Below are 17,008 nucleotides of genomic sequence, written 5' to 3'. Positions count from 1 at the left end.
CAAAATGCAAGGGGCGCCCGACTGCACGGGCGCCCCTCGCGCGCGGTCCGCACCGCGCTCCTCTCCAACTTGATTAAGGCACCAGCTTGGGCAGATTCGGGATGGCCTGCGAGCAATCACCCTTGAGCGGCAGGTTGCGGCAGACGTACTGGCCCGCGCTGTTCTCGGTCGCCGCGCCGTTCGGTGCCGGCTGGTGGACCCGTTGCTTCCAGATCTGCCACAGCATGAAGCCGTCGTCGGAGCGGCCCTTGCGCTTCACGTAGTTCACCAGGGTCTCGACGTTGTAGTAGCGCGTGGCCATGTTGTTCTGGCCCGTCAGCATCTCGGCGTCGTACACGGCGCCGTTGGCAGGAAGGGTCAGGATGGCACCGCCGGCCCCTTCCGGCGCGATCTGCAGGCCCATGTTGATCGGGCCGTTGTAGATCGCGCGGTAGGACTCATAACCTTCGCGGGGGTCGTAATAGTCGCCGCCGTCGTAGGACATCAGGTTGACGTGGCTGATCTTGCTGCCCTGCGTCTTGACCACCGTGTACATCACCCCGCCGAACGGCGAGCCCCACTGCACCTTGCCTTCTTCGAACGGCGTGCCCTTCACGTAGTAGGCGCCGGTCGACCAGCCGGCCACCGAGATGCCGAGCTTGGCACCGCGCGACTGGATCTCGTTGTGCAGGCTGTTGATGATGTTGATGACCTGGCTGTCGGTGTTGCAACTGAAGGACGCAGCGTCCTGTTTGTTGCAGCTGGAGCCGTGGCTTTCCCAATCGACGTCGACGCCCGAGGCGCCGAGGTCTTGCACCAGGTCGATCACGGCGCGCGCATTGAAACTGGCCCATTCGCTGCCCTGGCTGTAGGCCCAGCCGCCGAGCGAAACCCACACCTGCGTGCCGCGGGCCTTCAGCGCCGCGATGTTGTTGCGCAGCTCCTGTGCCTGCTCGGGCGTGAACTTGCGCTGCCCGTTCGGCGTGGCGGCGCCTTCGACGAACTCGAAGCCCGCGACAGCCTGGTCGAACGCATAGCTGCCCTTCACGTAGGAGGTATTGGGCTTGGCGAACGAGAGGTTGACGTGGGTGAAGTAGTTGGGGATGTTGGCCGGCGCGAGGTCGCGGACGCTGGTGTTCCAGGTGCCCGCATAGCCGACGTACATGCGTCCGCCGGGGTTGGGCGCCGGAGCCGGCGTCGGCGCAGGTGTGGGGGCCGGGGTCGGCGCAGGTGTCGGCGCAGGGGTCGGGGCCGGCGTTGGCGCAGGCGTGGGGGCCGGCCCGGGCGCCGCACCGCAGTTGCCCACCACGGTCCAGGGCTGGCCGCTACCGGCCGGCCCGTTGTTCGAGGACGGCACCTGGCCCTGGGTCCACCAGTTGGCCTTGTAGTTCACCCCGTTGTGGCTCACCGTGGCGCCGCCCGTGTAGGCCGTGCCGGCGTTCCACGCCGGCGAACAGGCGGCCGCCGCAACCGGCGCGGCGTGGCTGAGCGAGGGGACTGCGGAGGTTGCGGTCAGCGCGGCCGCAAAGGCGAACAACAAGCGTGTTCTAGCGCTGGGCAGGCAAGGGGTCGACGGCATGGTGGTGTGTCTCCAGGTCGGTCTTGGTCGTTGGGTGGCGCGCGGACGCCGCAGGCCGGCGGGTCAGGGTGGCGATGAGACCGATGCGGATCTCGCCTGATCCAGCCAGTCCAGAATATATCCACATCGATACCAATTAGATACCACATGTTGTAACTACCATGTACCCACCCCGGCCCACCGGCAGTGGCAACGCCGCAGCACGGGGTGGACCGGCCGGCGCGCGGCGGCAGTGGAGCGGCCCTACGTGGACTCGTAGTGGTATGGCGCACCGCATCACCCTAGAGTGCACCGGAGGCGCGTACGTGCTCGCCCATCGTTTGCGCCCGTACGTCGAGACAAGGACAGCGCTCGCCGCGCAGCGGTCGAGGCGCGGTCCCAAGCACCCACCGAGGAAGGCCTACACCATGTCGATCCCCGACCGCATCGGCCGCCCCGGCACCGGCATCACCCCGGCGGCCCCGGCCCCAGCGGCACCCGCGTCGAACCCCACTGCCCCATCCGGCCACGGCAACCCGGCGTCGCGTGCTGCAGGAGGCTTTGCGATGCACGGCCTGCCCCCGCCTTTCGCGGCCACTGTGCGAGCACAGCGCAGTCTGGACAGCGAAGCCGACAGCAGCGGCCCGCAAGCGCGCACGCGCGGCGGCGAGCGGCCCCGCCCTGCGGCGCTCGCCGTGCCCCGCGCGGATCTCTACCAGATCCGGCCCGCCCGCCCGCCGCGCCTCGAGACGCTCCAGGACTACGCCCGCGCCTTGCGCGGCGTGACCCCGCAAGCCACCCGCATCGCCGCCGCGCTGGACCGCGGCGAGATCGAATTGAACCTGCTGTCGGACCTCGAATTCCGCCAGGCCTGTGGCGCCCGCAACGACGGCCCCCTGCCCTTGGCTTACACCGAGGGGCACCGTGTGTTCCTGAACGCCGAGCGTGGTGACAGCTGGGCGCGCTTGCTCGATGCCGTACATGAGGGCACGCACGCGCTGGATCACCTGGCAGCCCGCGATCTCGGGCTGCAGGGCGACGAGCACGGCAGCTCCGGGGACGACCCGGAGGTCCTCGCCTACCGCCACCAGATCGAATTCGCCCGCGCGCTGAGCCTGGATAGCGCGCCACCGCCGGGACTCGACGCCACGGCCGCGCCCGACCAGATCAACGCTGCCCACACGCTGCACGACGTACACCGGCACGTGGCGACCGCCCACGCCGGCAGCCTCGAGGTCGACCTGGAGCGCCGCGCTGCACCGGTGCAGCACCAGCGGCGCCTGGTCAGCCCGCCAGCGAATCCGTCCGACCCTCACGCCTTGCTCGCCGGGGCCTTGCAACATGCCCGCGGTGGCACGGTGCGGGCCGAGGCCATCCTGTCGACTGGCAACCGGGTGCACAGCGTCGATGTCGAAGGGCCGGCCATCTTCGCGCGCCAGGCCGAACTGATCCGGTCGGCGCAGCAGGAAGTGCTGATCCAGACCTTCGTCTGGGACCCCAATTCCAAAGCCGCCGAGACGCTGCTCGAGGCGCTCGACAACCTGGCGCAGCGGGAGGCGGCCGGCGATGCCCCCGGCCGGCGCATCAAGGTGCGCCTGCTCGTCAACGAGGAAGCCGGCATCGCCCAGCGCTTCATGCAGGCCACCGGCAACAAGAAGGCGGCGCAGCCGAACAGCCGACCGCCGGGGCCGCTGCCCGACGCCTTGCTCGGTGAGCGTTACGCGCACCTGGCCGACCGGCTCGACCTCGAGGTGCGCGGACATCGGCACGGCTCGGTCAATTCGCTGCACAGCAAGAGTGTGATCGTCGACGGCCGGCATGCCGCCGTCACCGGGGCCAACGTCCAGAGCCGCAACGACGCGCCGCAACCCGCGTATGACTTCGGCGTCTCGCTGTCGGGTCCTGTCGCCCGCAGCCTGCGCGAAGACTTCGCCACGAACTGGAACCGCAGCGTCAACCGCGACCAACCGACACGACCGATCGACCCCGACGACGCGCCACTCGTCCTCGCCCCCGCGGCGGGCGGCGTCACGATGGCGGTGTTGACCAAAAAGCCGAACTTCAATCCGCTCAACACCGACACCCGCAACCCGCAGGACCAGGCCTTCTTGTCCGCGATCGACAACGCCCGCTCGTCGATCCAGATCATGACGCCCAACCTGAACGCCCCAGCCGTCATCACGGCGCTACGCGCCGCCGCCGCGCGTGGGGTGCAGGTGGAGTTGCTCGTCTCGAAAGGCTTCAACGACAAACGCGAAGACAACCGTGTGGCTGGCGGCACCAATGCCGCGGCGATCGAGCAATTGCAGCGTGACGGCATCGACACCCGCAGCCTGCAGATCCGCTACTTCCGCAACCCCGCGGCGCCCGACGGCGCGCCGGTGCCCGACGGCAACGTGATCGGGTCCAGCCACGCCAAGTTCATGGCGGTCGATGGCGAGTTGGCGATCTTCGGCTCGTCCAACATGGACAAGACCAGCTGGCACTTCTCGGGCGAGACCAATGTCGCGGTGTTCGACCGCGCAGCGGCCGCCAAGGTCAAGGCCGCGGTGTTCGACGCCGCGTGGGGCCGGTCGGTGGCGGTGGCCGACGACGAGGGAGGCCGCGGCCCGAAGGTTTGACTCGCCGCGGCCACCGGCGCGCTCGCCCGCCGGCGATCCGCGACAATCCGGCATGACCGATACCACCTCCGGCCTCGCTTTCAGCGAGCTGCCCCTCGCGCCCGCCGTGCTCGACAACCTGCAGCGGCTGGGCTATGACCGCATGACCCCCATCCAGGCCGCCTGCCTGCCGCTGGCGCTGGCCGGGCGTGACCTGATCGCGCAGGCCAAGACCGGCAGCGGCAAGACACTGGCCTTTGCCTTGCCGCTGCTGGCCCGGCTCGACCCGCGGCGCTTCGAGGTGCAGGCCGTGGTGCTGTGCCCCACGCGCGAGCTGGCCGACCAGGTGACACAGGAGATCCGCCGCCTGGCCCGCGCCGAGGACAACATCAAGACCCTGACGCTGTGCGGCGGCGCCACGATGCGCCCGCAGATCGCCAGCCTCGCCCATGGCGCCCACGTCGTGGTGGGCACGCCCGGGCGCATCCTCGACCACCTGGGCCGCGAAACACTGGCGCTCGGCGCCCTCAACACCCTGGTGCTCGACGAAGCCGATCGCATGCTGGACATGGGCTTTGCCGACGACATTGCACAAGTGATCCAGCACTGCCCGCGACAACGCCAGACGCTGCTGTTCTCGGCCACCTACCCCGAGGGCGTGTCGAAGCTGGCCGGCCGCTACCTGCGCGACCCGCAGGAGGTGAAGCTGACCGAGCGGCATGCCGCCACCAAGATCCGCCAGCGCTTCTACGAGGTGACCGACAGCCAGCGACTGCACGCGGTCGGCCTGCTGCTCAACCATTACCGGCCCCAGAGCACGCTGGCCTTCTGCAACACCAAGCAGCAGTGCCGCGACCTGGTGGCGGTGCTGAGCGCCCAGGGCATCGAGGCGCTCGAACTGCACGGCGACCTCGAACAACGCGAGCGCGACCAGGTGCTGGTGCAGTTCGCCAACCGCAGTTGCAGCGTGCTGGTGGCCACCGACGTGGCCGCCCGCGGCCTCGACATCGCCCAGCTCGAAGCGGTCATCAACGTCGACATCAGCCCCGACCCGGAGGTGCATGTGCACCGCGTCGGCCGCACCGGCCGTGCCGACGAGGAGGGCTGGGCCTTCAGCCTCGCCAGCCTCGACGAGATGGGACGCGTGGGCCGCATCGACGAGATGCAGGGCCGGCCGAGCGACTGGCACCCCTTGAGCGAGTTGACCGCGCCCGACGATGCGCCCCCGCTGCGCCCCCCGATGGTGACGCTGCAGATCATGGGCGGCCGCAAGGAGAAGATCCGGCCCGGCGACGTGCTGGGGGCGCTGACCAAGGACATGGGCTTCGACGCCGGCCAGATCGGCAAGATCAACGTCAACGAGTACTCGACCTATGTCGCGGTGGAGCGAGGCATCGCCAAGGAGGCGGTGCAGCGGCTCAACGCCGGCAAAGTGAAAGGCAAGTCGGTCAAGGTGCGGCGCCTCTGAGGCGCCGCGCTGCTCAGCTGCGCCCTGGCGCCCCGCCCTGCAGCGTGCGCGCCCCGCTGCCACCGCCCCGGGCGGCGTCGCCATCTTCCAGCAGCAGCGTCACGAGCACGGCCGAGTCGGCGCGGGCACGCAGCGAATGGCGTTGTCGGGACGGCAGCACGACCAGCTCACCTTGCCCCAGCCGCCGGGTACCCCCGGGCGTGACCACTTCGACGTCGCCTTCCAGGCAATGGATGGTGCATTCGTCGTCCACATGGTGCTCGGGCTGGTCCTGGTGCGCCGGCAGCACCAGGTGCAGCAGTTGCAGACGCTCGGTCTTCAGCAGGCTGGTGCTCACCGCCTTGCGCAGGTCGTCACCCAGCGGGCGCACGCTGATGATGTCGAGCGGTTGGGCGTGTGGCAGAGCCATGGACAGTTCTCCTTGTGAAACGGGAATCGGGCTCCGGCGTGCAAGGCCGGCGTCTCGCAACAGCACAAGCATGCAGGATGCCCGCCGCCCGACGGGTCTGCCGCTTGCTGAGAGGTGACAACGGCAGCAGCAAAGTGCAAATGGCTGCGAGCGGGCCGGCACGCCGGCATCCGCGCTTCGCACCCTTCTTGTGCCTGCTGCTGCACGCCCCCTCACCCATCGATACCGACAGGAGTTGTGATGACGCTGAAGACCTTGACCCTCGCGCTGGCCGTCACCGGCGTGGCTGCCAGCTACTACATGAAGAAGCGCCGCGCCCAGATGCTGATGGGCGGTGCCGACGTCGACCAGCTGGACGCGTCGCAGCGCGCCCTGGGCAACGCCCAGGCCATGCAGGGGCTGGGCGCGGACTCGCCCAACACCGCAGAGCGGCTGCATGAGGAGAACCTCACCGGCTCTCCGTTGGGCGCCGGCTCGCCGCTGGCCGACAAGACCGCGAGCGACGACCTGTTTTCGTCGTCGTCGCAGCGTGGGCCCAACCCGACCACACCCGGTCTCCCCGACCTGACCCGCGGCGCTTGAGCGGCCACACGACGGCGGCACTGCTGCACGTGCCGCCGGCGCCCGGGCTGGGCGCACGATGCCGGCCGGGCCGCCAGGGCCCGAACGCCGGCCTCGCAACGGCGCGGTCTGCCCATTGCGTGTTCGTACTCGCCGGCCCTGCCGTCCGGCTGGACCCGATCGATCTCCGCTAGCTCAGGTGCTGCCGCGCCGCCAGCGACCGAGACGGAACCCCTCGCGACGATGCAGACTTGCATCCCAATGTGGATGCTGTGCACAATGGCCGGCGATGCGTGCTGTGTGTGGCGCACCACCTGTTCAACCCCTCGCTAGGAGATCTCCATGCCTCAATACGTGGACGGATTTGTCGTGCCGGTGCCCACCGCCAACCTCGATGCCTATCGCAACATGGCCGAGCGCGCCGGCAAGGTCTGGATCGAACACGGCGCGCGACAGTATGTGGAATGTGTCGCCGACGACGTCAAGCCGGGAGAGGTCACGTCGTTTCCGCAAAGCGTGCAACTCAAGGAAGGCGAGACGGTCGTGTTCGCCTGGATCGTCTATGACTCGCGCGAGCACCGCGACAGCGTCAACGAGAAAGTCATGGCCGACCCCCGCCTGAAGGACATGATGGACCCGAAGAGCATGCCCTTCGACGGCATGCGCATGTTCTGGGGCGGCTTCAAAAGCCTGGTCGATCTGTAAGTCGTCAAGGCCGGCCGTGCAGGCGGCGCCTTTGGGCGCCGCCTGAGCCACCGCCCGCCCCACCACGGTGGGGTCGCACCACGAGCGGCGTTTCCGCTCGCGCGTCGATCGCCACACGCAGCGCAAGGCCACGCCGTGCACCGTGCGCCGCCCTCCGGCGCCGCACACCACAATCCCGATCCTCACCCATCGGCCACAACGCACGGCACCACCACCATGACCGATCTTTCCCGATTCGACATCACCCGCAAATGGCCCGCCCGGCACCCCGAGCGCCTGCAGCTGTACTCGCTGCCCACGCCCAACGGCGTCAAGGTGTCGATCATGCTGGAGGAAACGGGCCTGCCCTACGAGCCCCATCTGGTGAGCTTCGAGACGAACGACCAGATGTCGCCCGAGTTCCTGTCGCTCAACCCGAACAACAAGATCCCCGCCATCCTCGACCCTGCCGGCCCCGAAGGTCGGCCGCTGCCCCTGTTCGAGTCCGGCGCCATCCTCGTCTACCTCGCGGACAAGACCGGCCAGTTGATGCCGAAGTCTCCGGCGGCGCGCTACGAAACGCTGCAGTGGGTGATGTTCCAGATGGGCGGCATCGGCCCGATGTTCGGGCAGCTCGGCTTCTTCCACAAGTTCGCCGGCAAGGACTACGAAGACAAACGTCCGCGCGACCGCTATGTGGCGGAGTCGAAGCGTTTGCTCGGCGTGCTCGACCGGCGACTGGCCGGCCGCGCCTGGATCATGGGCGACGACTACACGATCGCCGACATCGCCACCTTCCCGTGGGTCAACAACCTGGTCGGCTTCTATGGCGCGGGTGAGCTGGTCGGCATGGCCGACTTCCCGGAGGTCACCCGCGTGCTGCAGGCGTTCCTGAAGCGCCCCGCCGTCGAGCGAGGCCTGCGCATTCCCGCCCGCCCGCCAGCCGCTTGAGGGGACCCGAAGGCGCCCTGCCCTCGGGCGCCCTTCACAGCACTGACATCCCCGCTCCGGAGAATGTGCCAGGTCCGCGCTTCAAGCGCTACATGCACATCTGCATCTTTCCTCCGGAGCGTCTCCCGTGCACCCTTACTCGCTGCTGCGTCCGCTCGCCGCCGTCGTCACGCTGCTCTGTGCGCAAGCCGGCCTCGCGGCGCACCCCGCGCAACCGCTGTTGACCGGCTGGGCCGGCATGCCGGCCGCCACCTTTGCCGACGGCCCGACGTCGGGGCAATTCGCCACCCCCAACACCTACGGCACGCACATCCCGCCCTACCTGCACCGGCAGCCGGTCCAGGGCTTCTCGGGTGTGCTGCGCGGCCCAGGCCACAACACCTTCCGGTTCCTGACCGACAACGGCTTCGGTGGCAAGGCCAACTCGGCCGACGCACTGCTGCGCCTGTACACGGTGAAGGTGGACTTTCGCAGCCGCCGCGGCGGCAGCGGCCGCGTGATGCCCGCCACCTGGCACTCGGGCCGCCCGACCTGGCGCTTCGATGCCAGCACCCGCATCACGCTCAACGACGCCGATCATCAGCTCGGGCTGCCCATCCAGGCGGATCACGCGCACTACTACAACGACTCCGCCCGGCCCCCGGTCGACCCGCAGATCCGCCGCGACCGGCTGCTGACCGGCGCCGACCTGGACGTCGAATCGGTACGCCGCGACCGCCACGGCCACTACTGGTTCGGCGATGAGTTCGGCCCCTACCTGGTGAAGACCGACGCGCAGGGCAAGGTGCTGCGCCCGGCGATCCCACTGCCCGGCGTGCGCGCACCTGAACACGCCGAGGTCGTGCAGGGCAACGCCACGGCCAACATCGGCGCCTCCGGCGGCTTCGAGGGCCTGGCGATCAATGCGAGCGGCACCCGGCTCTACACCTTGCTCGAGAAGAGCGTGGCCGGTGACCCGGCGTCGACGCTGCGCATCAGCGAATTCGATCTGTCGAGCGAGGCCTATACCGGCACCGTCTACCACTATCCCCTCGACGCGGCCGGCGTCGCCATCGGCGACATGACCGCGATCGACGACACCCGTTTTATCGTCATCGAGCGCAACAACGGCACCGCCACCACGCCCACGCCGCCGTTCAAGAAGCTCTACCTGGTCGACCTGGCCGGCGTGCCGCACGGCGGTGTGGTCCGCAAGACCGAGCTGGTCGACCTGATGAACGTGCCCGACCCCGATGACCTGGACCGCGACGGTCGGCGCGTCTACACCATGCCTTACGTGACGATCGAGGACGTGCTGGTGCTGAACGACCACACGCTGCTGGTCGTGAACGACAACAACTTCCCGTACGGCGGCGGACGCGAGGCGGCGGCGGACAACACCGAGTTCGTGCGCATCTCGCTGCCGCGCAGCCTGCGGCGCTGACCGAGGTCCCCGGTTTTGCCTCAGCGCAGATACGCCTCGACGGCGTAGCGACGCATCATGCGGTGGCTGTTGAAGTGGTAGCCGTTGCGACTGATGGCGCCCTTCATCACGGCGCACCAGCCGGCCGGGTCGCGATGGAACAGCGGCAGCACCTGCTGCTCCAGCTTGTCGTAGAGGGCACGCGCGTCGCCGTCGTTGTCGGCGTCGGTGTCGCCACCGATCGACCACCCCGTGACCCCTTCGATGCAGCCCTCCAGCCACCAGCCGTCGGGCACGCTGAGGTTGGGCACGCCGTTGAGCGCGGCTTTCATGCCGCTGGTGCCCGAGGCCTCCAGCGGCCGGCGCGGCGTGTTGAGCCAGACATCGGCACCCGACACCAGCCGCCGCGCCACGTCCATGTTGTAGTCGGGCACGAACACCAGCGGCACGGCGCCTTGCAACTCGCTCGCCCAACCATGCAGCATCTCGATCGCACGCCGCCCGCCGTCGTCGCGCGGATGCGCCTTGCCCGCGACGACGATCTGGAACGGCAGGCGCGTGGCGATGTCCTTCAGGCGCTGCAGATCGGTGAACAGCAGCTCGGGCCGCTTGTAGGGCGTCATGCGGCGCGCGTAGCCGAGGATGGGCCAGGCCGGGTCGAAGGCAGCGCCGCCGGGGAGTCCGCGCAGATGTTCGAGCAGCGCGGCCTTGGCCTCGCGGTGCGCCGCCGTGACTTCAGCGTCGCTGAGGCGGTCGGCGACCTGGACCAGCGTCTCGGGTTCATGGCCCCACCCCGGCACGTGCGTGTCGAACAAGCGCGCGAAGCTCTCGGCCGTCCAGGTGCGGGCGTGCACGCCGTTGGTGATGGCTTGTACGTCATACCCGGGGAACATCCGGCGCGACACCTCGGCATGTCGCCGCGCCACACCGTTGACCCATTCGCTCAAATTCAGCGCCAGCAGCGTCATGTTGAGTTCACCCTCGCCGCCGAGCTGCCGCACCGCCGGCGACGCGAACAGCCCGCCGAGCATCGGCCCCGCCAGCTCGTGCGAGAAGCGGTCATGGCCGGCCTCCACCGGCGTGTGCGTGGTGAACACGCAGCGCCGTCGCACCGCGGCGGTGTCCACCTGCGGGCCGCCGCGCCGTCCCTGGGTGGCCAGCAGCTCCAGCGTCAGCAGCGCCGCGTGGCCTTCGTTCAGGTGGAATTTGCGCACCGTGACGCCGAGCGCCCGCAGCATGCGCACGCCACCGATGCCCAGCACCATTTCCTGCTTCAGGCGGTAAGCCTGGTCGCCGCCGTACAGCTGGTGTGTGATGGTGCGGTCGTCGGGGTGGTTCTCGGGCACATCGGTGTCGAGCAACAGCACCGGCACCGGCCGTCCGCACGGGCCGAAGCCGCTCTCGACCGTGTAGAGCCAGGCGGCGACCCAGACCGGACGCTCGCCGATCTGCACGGCCACCTTGGCGGGCATCTGCTGCGCCCACTGCAACGGCTCCCACCACTGCGGCTGCTCGACCTGGCGGCCGTCGACGATCTGCTGGCGGAAATAGCCGGCACGGCTGACCAGCGTGACGCCGATCAGCGGCAAGCCCAGGTCGGCGCTGCTGCGCATCGTGTCGCCGGCCAGCACGCCGAGGCCGCCGCTGTAGGTCGGGATCTCGCTGCGCAGCGCAATCTCCATCGAGAAGTACGCGATGCGCGGTTCGCCGGTCAGGTCGGGGAAGGCGCTGGTGGGGGCGGGGGTGGCGGTGGTCATGGGAGTCTCCGTCGGAAGTTGGGGTGCGGGCGGCCCAACTTTCCGGCAGCGACCGTGCCCGACGCGGCGGGTGGACCCTCCACCGCGGCGGTGCCTCGACCCTCGCCCATCCCTTGCGCGTCCGATCCGGCGGCTCCACCGGAACGGACGACGCCCGCGCCTCTCAAGCTTGCTGGCGCGCCTCCTCGAGCGCCTGCGCCAACACCCGGTCGACCTGCTCGGGGCCGGCGGGCTTCGCGAGATGGATGTCGAAGCCGGCGTCCCGCGCCGCGCACTCGTCTTCCGGCGTGGTACGGGCGGTGAGTGCGACCAACACAGTGCGGGGTTCGGCGCTCGACTGGCGCAGCACACGCGCAACCTGGTAGCCGTCCATCACTGGCATGTTGATGTCGAGTACCACCACCTCCGGCAGAAAGCGCCGCGCCACCTCGAGTGCCTGCGCGCCGTCGTAGGCAATGCCGGTCTCATAGCCGAGCACCTGCAGGACCATGGCCAGCGAATCGGCTGCATCTCGGTTGTCGTCGACGACGAGCACGCGGCCATGACGGGAGTGAGCGGGCGACATCGGGCTTCTTGGGAAGGGTGATTCTCTCCAAGCAGCAAGGGGTGTACCCATCCGGCCGGCTCGCGGTGGCGAGGCGGCGCATGGGTTTCGAGCGCGGTGTGGCACGCCGGTGTGCGCCGACATGTCAGGGATGCCGATCGGCCACCGCAAAAAAGAGCACGGCGCACCGGGCGGTGCAGAGGCATACGCCGGCTGGCGCAGCGTCGGGCCAAGGGCTGCGGAACAAGCGAGCTGCGCGGGTGGCCGTAGCGCCCCTGGCCGCACCGCTGCAGCCGCCTGCCCGCGCTTCAGAATGCCGCTTTGAGTTGCGCCCCCCAGGTGCGCGGTTCATTGATGAACCCGGTCAGGTTGTTGAAGTCGATGCCCCCCACCACCCGGGTGGCGTTCAAGATGTTGCGTCCGAACAGTGCCAGTTCGTAGCGACCGTCGCCCCACACGTACCCCGCGCGCAAGCCCCCCACCAGCAGCGGCTTGCCGGTGTACTCCTTCGACTCATAGAGAAAAAAGTTGATCTTGCTGCGCCAGGCCCAATCGGTGTAGACGAACCACTCGCCGGCCTCGGTCGGGATGCCGTAGCGCAGCGTGACGTTGGCGATCCACTGCGGCGCCTGTGGCAACGGATTGCCGTCGATCAGCGCCAGGCCGGCGGCGTTCAGCGGATCGGTCACGGTGCAGCCGCTTCCGCAGGCTGCAATGGCGAGCGACGGGTCGCGCAACTCGGTGTGGTTGTAGCTGGCGCCCAAGGTCATCTGCAAGCGGTCGGTCAGCAGCGCCTGCAGATCGACCTCGGCGCCCCGGCCCACCATCTTGTCGGCATTGACGAGGCGGTTGAAGTTGGTCTCGCCGCCCACCGCCGTCAGCTGCTGGTCGCGCACGGTGTACTGGTAGACGTTGAAACCGACGCGGGCCCGCTGGTCGAACAGGTCGGCCTTCACGCCCATCTCGTAAGACAAGACGCGCTCCGATTGCGCCACCGACGGCGTGTCGCCGAACAAGAGCCGCCCCTGGATGCTGGGCGCACGAAAGCCTCGCGCAAGGCGCGCATACAGGTTGGTGGCCGGTGCCACGGCGTAGGTGCCGCTCAGATCCCAGCTCACGTCGTGGTCACGTGGGCGCTCGCGCAGCACGCCGGTCGGGCCTGCGCCGATGGGAGACGCCAGGCGCTGCGCCTGGAAGTCTTTCTTGTCGTCGGTGTAGCGCAGGCCGCCGCGCAGCTTGAGGCGCTCGGTGGCGGCATAGTTCAGCGAGCCGAACAGTGCCCACGCCCTGTTCTTCTGCTGCTGTATCGCGTAGCCGTTCTGAACCCCGCCGCCAAGCGTGTCGTAGTTGAAGCTGTCGACGCTGATGTCTTCGTGGAAGTAGTACGCCCCGGCCAGCCAGTTCAACGGCGAGTCGGTGTGGTTCGACTGCAGGCGAAACTCTTGCGAGATCTGCTTGTGGTCCGGCAAGCCGTCGGCCGACTCGGCCGGGAACGGAATCGCACCGGGCCCCGAAGGCGGTGCGAACACGGCTCCGTAGCCGCCGTCCACGTCACCCCGGCTGTACGCCTCCACGGTCTCGTAGCCGGTGACGGAATGCAGCGTCAGGTCCTGAAGCTTCCAGCGCAGCCGCAGGCTGCCGCCCCGGTGGCTCAGCTCCTGTTCGTTGCGCCCGTCGATCGACACCTGGTCTTCATCGAATCCGTCGACCAGCTCGTTGCTGCCCGGCCGGATGATGTTGGCGCGGAACACCCGCGCCGTGCCGTCGAGCTCGCGCCCATGCAGGTTGAACAGTGCACTGAAGTCGGCATGCGGCCGGTAGAGCAGCTGCACGCGGGCGGCGCGGTCGTTGTAGCCTTCGAGCGCGCCCGTCGGCCCCGGGTAGGTGTTGTCGACCCAGTCGCTGCGCCGCTGCGCCAGCAGCGAGGCCCGCGCCGCCCAGTCCGCGCCCAGCGGCGTGTTGACGGCGCCTTCCAGGTTGAGTGACGCATGGCTGCCCACCCCCAGGTTCAGATAGCCCTCGCGCCGCCGCACGGGTTGCACCGAGTCGAACTTCACCACGCCGGCCGGTGAGTTGCGACCGAAGAGCGTGCCCTGCGGCCCGCGCAACACCTCCACCTGTTCCAGGTCGAACAGCGGAAAGCCCTTGAGCAGCGGGTTCTCCAGCACGACGTCGTCATAGACCAGGGACACGGGCTGAGAGGCGTTGAGGTCGAAGTCGGTGTTGCCGAGCCCGCGCAGATAAAAGCGCGGGAAGGCGCGGCCGAACGACGATTCGATGTTCAGGCTGGGCACGCGGCCCGACATCAACCGGATGTCGTCGCCGCCGGCGTTGAGCACGTCGAGCTTCTCGCCGCTGAGGGTGGTGATCGAGATCGGCACGTCGCGGATGTTTTCGGTGCGCCGCTCCGCGGTCACCGTCACGTTGCCAAGTTGGGCCGGGGGAGCCGCTGCGCCCGGCTGCCCCTGTGCCTGCGCGGGCGGCGCGACGAAAGTGGTGGTGATGGTGGACAGCATGAGGCCAGCGGCCGCCCACGCTGAACTGGCGCGGCGCCGCGCGCGACGATCTCTGCACTGCATGGACGGGTTCCTGCGCTGTGTTGGTTTTGTGCCGCCCGGCGCGAGCGTGCTGCGACGCGGGCGACACGCCGGCCCTCGGAGGGGCCGTGCAGTGGCAGCGGATCGCAATACTTATGCCAACGAGCACAGCGGCTCGCGGCGCCGCCGTGATGGGCGCGCGGGCGACAGCACGCGCAGCGGTGGGGCAGCGCAAGGTGCGGGCGCACCGACTTGAACGTCCTGTGCGCATCGTTCTGCGGCGCCTGCACCTACGAGACGGCGTAGTTGTAAGCCGGCCCATGCGGCCTAAGCTAAACCTGGACCCTGAATGGTGCAGCAGCAACGCCTTTCGGGGTTGAACCGGTCCCCTGATGCTGATATTGCCGAGGCAAGCCCTCCCGGAGAACCGCCCCCATGCACTCCAGCATGACGTCCACCGGGCACTCCGCCGGCGCCTTTGACGCGGCCGGCTGGCAGCGCATGAAGGGCTTGCTGGCCGAGGCGCTGACGCTTCCACCTTCGCAACGGCCGCTTTTCGTGGCTCGGCTGGCGGCCGGCGACGCGGTGTTGGCCGAGGAGCTCGGGGCGTTGATCGAGGCGGCAGCGGCCAGTGACACACTGCTCGACCAACCGCCCGCGGCGATAGAGCGGGTCGCGGAGGTCCCGCGCATCGGTCAGCAGCTGGGGTCTTACCGCATCGTCGCGCTCATCGGGTCGGGTGGCATGGGTGAGGTCTACCGCGCTGAACGCGCCGACGGCCATTACGAGCAGCAGGTCGCGATAAAACTGATGAGTGACAGCATCGACCGCGAACATGCGATCTCGCGCTTTCAGGCCGAGCGCCAGATCCTCGCCAGCCTCGACCATCCCAATCTGGCGAAAGTCTTGGATGGGGGTGTGACCGAGGACGGGCAACCCTACTTTGTGATGGAGCTGGTCGATGGCGAGCCCATCGACGTCTACGCCGAGCGCTGCCAGCTGTCGGTCGAGCAGCGATTGCAACTGTTCCGCACGGTCTGCCAAGTGGCTCAGTACGCCCACGGCAAAGGCGTGGTTCACCGTGACCTGAAGCCGAGCAACATCCTGGTCAGTGGCAACGGCGCCGTCAAGCTTCTGGACTTCGGCATCGCCAAGCGGCTCGCTCCGGCTGACAGCCCGAAACAAACCAGCACTCGGACCGCACAACGCATTCTGACGCTGGCCTACTCCAGCCCCGAGCAGGTGCAAGGCGACGAGATCACTCCGGCCAGCGACATCTATTCGCTGGGGGTGATACTGCACCGGCTGCTGACGGCCAGTTCACCCTACCTGGGTGTGCCGACGAACAGCGACTATGAGCTGGCCAAGGCCATCTGCGACGGTGAAGCGATACCGCCCAGCAAGGCCGTGACCGACCGGGGCCTTCGACAGCAGTTGCGAGGCGACCTGGATGCGGTCGTGCTGAAAGCGCTGCGCAAAGACCCGGCGATGCGATATACGAGCGCCGAGCATCTGGCCGACGACGTGTTGCGGCACTTGGAGCGGCTGCCGGTGCAGGCGCGTCGCGGCGCCTGGAGCTACCGGGTCGGACGTTTTGTGCTGCGCCACCGCATCGCCGTTGGCGTGGCGTCGGTGGCCAATCTCGCGATGGCGGTCGGTCTCACCTTCGCCGCACACCAGGCCTATGAGGCCCACCGCGAACGAGAGCGTGCCGAGCGCCACCTGACCGATGTGCGTCAACTGGCCAACGTGTTCATCTTTGACTTTCATGACGCTATCCGCAATCTGCCCGGCTCGACCCCTGCGCGCCGACTGGTGGTTGTGAAGGCATTGGCCTACCTCAAGAAGTTGCATAGCGAGGCAGGCAGCGATGAGAGACTACTGATCGAAATTGCGGCTGGTTACCGAAGAGTGGCTGATGTTCAAAGTGAAATCGCTGCATCGAATCTCGACGACCTTACGGGGGCTATATCAAGCCTTAAGGTCGCCGCGGCACTGCTCGAACCACTGGTTGCTGCCGCCAGCACCGATGACGCTAACGTCGTTACAGCCCAGCAGGAACTGTCCGAGGTGCGCCTGCGCCAGGGAGACTTGATGCGTGCGCTTGGCAAGTTCAGGGATGCCGACGAGGCATTTCGCAGAGGCTTGTCGCTGGCACATGGTCTGCAGCGCGCAGACCCTTCGATTGAGAACCAGTTGCGGCTGGGCAAGTTATATGCGCAGCAAAGCGTTTCGAAGCTTTACGCACGTGAGCTGGCGGCCTACCGCGCGACGTCTGATGCGGCCATCCGCTTGTTCGAGGGCGTCCTGGCTGAACGGCCTGGAGACGCCGTGGCCGCAGTAAATCTGCTGACCTTACATCGCGTGCGCAACGAGCATTTGAGCGCCGTCGAATCCCTTAAAGGCCCCGACGCGTGGCCCCCGTTTGCACCTCGCCCGCGGGTGGTGCGGCCGCCGGAAGGACGAACACTGATCGGTCGCTGAGTCTGTTAGACGGCGGGCGCCAGCCTTTGCCTGGCAGTGGTCGATGCTTCGCAGGCTCGTGCAATGGAAGCACG

The 17,008-nt window shown here is 68.3% G+C and carries 12 protein-coding genes; 7 read left to right on the top strand and 5 right to left on the bottom strand.

Annotation, left to right across the window (positions count from 1 at the left end):
- Positions 1-73: 73 nt before the first annotated feature.
- On the bottom strand, positions 74-1,558 hold the full coding sequence (locus tag AAW51_RS03520) for a glycosyl hydrolase family 18 protein (protein WP_083438049.1): 1,485 nt from the start codon (positions 1,556-1,558) through the stop codon (positions 74-76).
- Positions 1,559-1,965: 407 nt separating this feature from the next.
- On the opposite strand from AAW51_RS03520, the gene AAW51_RS03515 reads away from it, so the two are divergent.
- Together AAW51_RS03515 and dbpA are read left to right on the top strand one after the other, a co-directional pair.
- The gene (locus tag AAW51_RS03515) at positions 1,966-4,158 is read left to right on the top strand and encodes a phospholipase D-like domain-containing protein (protein ID WP_169787977.1); all 2,193 of its coding nucleotides are present in this window, start codon (positions 1,966-1,968) and stop codon (positions 4,156-4,158) included.
- 52 nt (positions 4,159-4,210) lie between these two features.
- Positions 4,211-5,605, top strand: coding sequence for an ATP-dependent RNA helicase DbpA (dbpA, locus tag AAW51_RS03510; protein ID WP_047193503.1), 1,395 nt, complete (start codon positions 4,211-4,213; stop codon positions 5,603-5,605).
- 13 nt (positions 5,606-5,618) lie between these two features.
- Here dbpA and AAW51_RS03505 read toward each other — a convergent pair whose 3' ends face one another.
- Positions 5,619-6,014, bottom strand: coding sequence for a cupin domain-containing protein (locus AAW51_RS03505; protein WP_157359595.1), 396 nt, complete (start codon positions 6,012-6,014; stop codon positions 5,619-5,621).
- Positions 6,015-6,254: 240 nt separating this feature from the next.
- On the opposite strand from AAW51_RS03505, the gene AAW51_RS03500 reads away from it, so the two are divergent.
- From AAW51_RS03500 to AAW51_RS03485, 4 genes are all read left to right on the top strand, one after another.
- A complete protein-coding gene (locus AAW51_RS03500) occupies positions 6,255-6,596 on the top strand; it encodes a hypothetical protein (protein WP_047193502.1) in 342 nt (113 codons plus the stop codon).
- Positions 6,597-6,917: 321 nt separating this feature from the next.
- Positions 6,918-7,280, top strand: coding sequence for a DUF1428 domain-containing protein (locus tag AAW51_RS03495; RefSeq protein ID WP_047193501.1), 363 nt, complete (start codon positions 6,918-6,920; stop codon positions 7,278-7,280).
- Between the two features lie 216 nt (positions 7,281-7,496).
- Positions 7,497-8,210 (top strand): glutathione S-transferase N-terminal domain-containing protein, encoded by a 714-nt coding sequence (locus AAW51_RS03490; RefSeq protein WP_047193500.1) that lies wholly within the window; start codon positions 7,497-7,499, stop codon positions 8,208-8,210.
- A 127-nt stretch (positions 8,211-8,337) separates the two neighbouring features.
- Positions 8,338-9,633, top strand: coding sequence for an esterase-like activity of phytase family protein (locus AAW51_RS03485; RefSeq protein WP_238947750.1), 1,296 nt, complete (start codon positions 8,338-8,340; stop codon positions 9,631-9,633).
- Positions 9,634-9,653: 20 nt separating this feature from the next.
- Here the strand turns inward: AAW51_RS03485 and glgP are convergent, their stop codons facing one another.
- The 3 genes from glgP to AAW51_RS03470 all read right to left on the bottom strand — a co-directional run bounded on the left by glgP (position 9,654) and on the right by AAW51_RS03470 (position 14,429).
- The gene (gene glgP / locus AAW51_RS03480) at positions 9,654-11,369 is read right to left on the bottom strand and encodes an alpha-glucan family phosphorylase (RefSeq protein ID WP_047193499.1); all 1,716 of its coding nucleotides are present in this window, start codon (positions 11,367-11,369) and stop codon (positions 9,654-9,656) included.
- Between the two features lie 163 nt (positions 11,370-11,532).
- Positions 11,533-11,934 (bottom strand): response regulator, encoded by a 402-nt coding sequence (locus tag AAW51_RS03475; RefSeq protein ID WP_047193498.1) that lies wholly within the window; start codon positions 11,932-11,934, stop codon positions 11,533-11,535.
- Between the two features lie 287 nt (positions 11,935-12,221).
- Positions 12,222-14,429, bottom strand: coding sequence for a TonB-dependent receptor (locus AAW51_RS03470; RefSeq protein WP_047193497.1), 2,208 nt, complete (start codon positions 14,427-14,429; stop codon positions 12,222-12,224).
- A 456-nt stretch (positions 14,430-14,885) separates the two neighbouring features.
- On the opposite strand from AAW51_RS03470, the gene AAW51_RS03465 reads away from it, so the two are divergent.
- Positions 14,886-16,934, top strand: a complete 2,049-nt coding sequence (locus AAW51_RS03465; RefSeq protein ID WP_047193496.1) for a serine/threonine-protein kinase — start codon at positions 14,886-14,888, stop codon at positions 16,932-16,934.
- The last annotated feature ends 74 nt before the right edge of the window (positions 16,935-17,008 follow it).

Source organism: Caldimonas brevitalea, from assembly GCF_001017435.1.
Taxonomy (GTDB): Bacteria; Pseudomonadota; Gammaproteobacteria; order Burkholderiales; family Burkholderiaceae_C; genus Caldimonas; species Caldimonas brevitalea.
The sequence above is the reverse complement of the archived record's forward strand: the minus strand, read 5'-3'. Positions and strand labels throughout refer to the sequence as shown.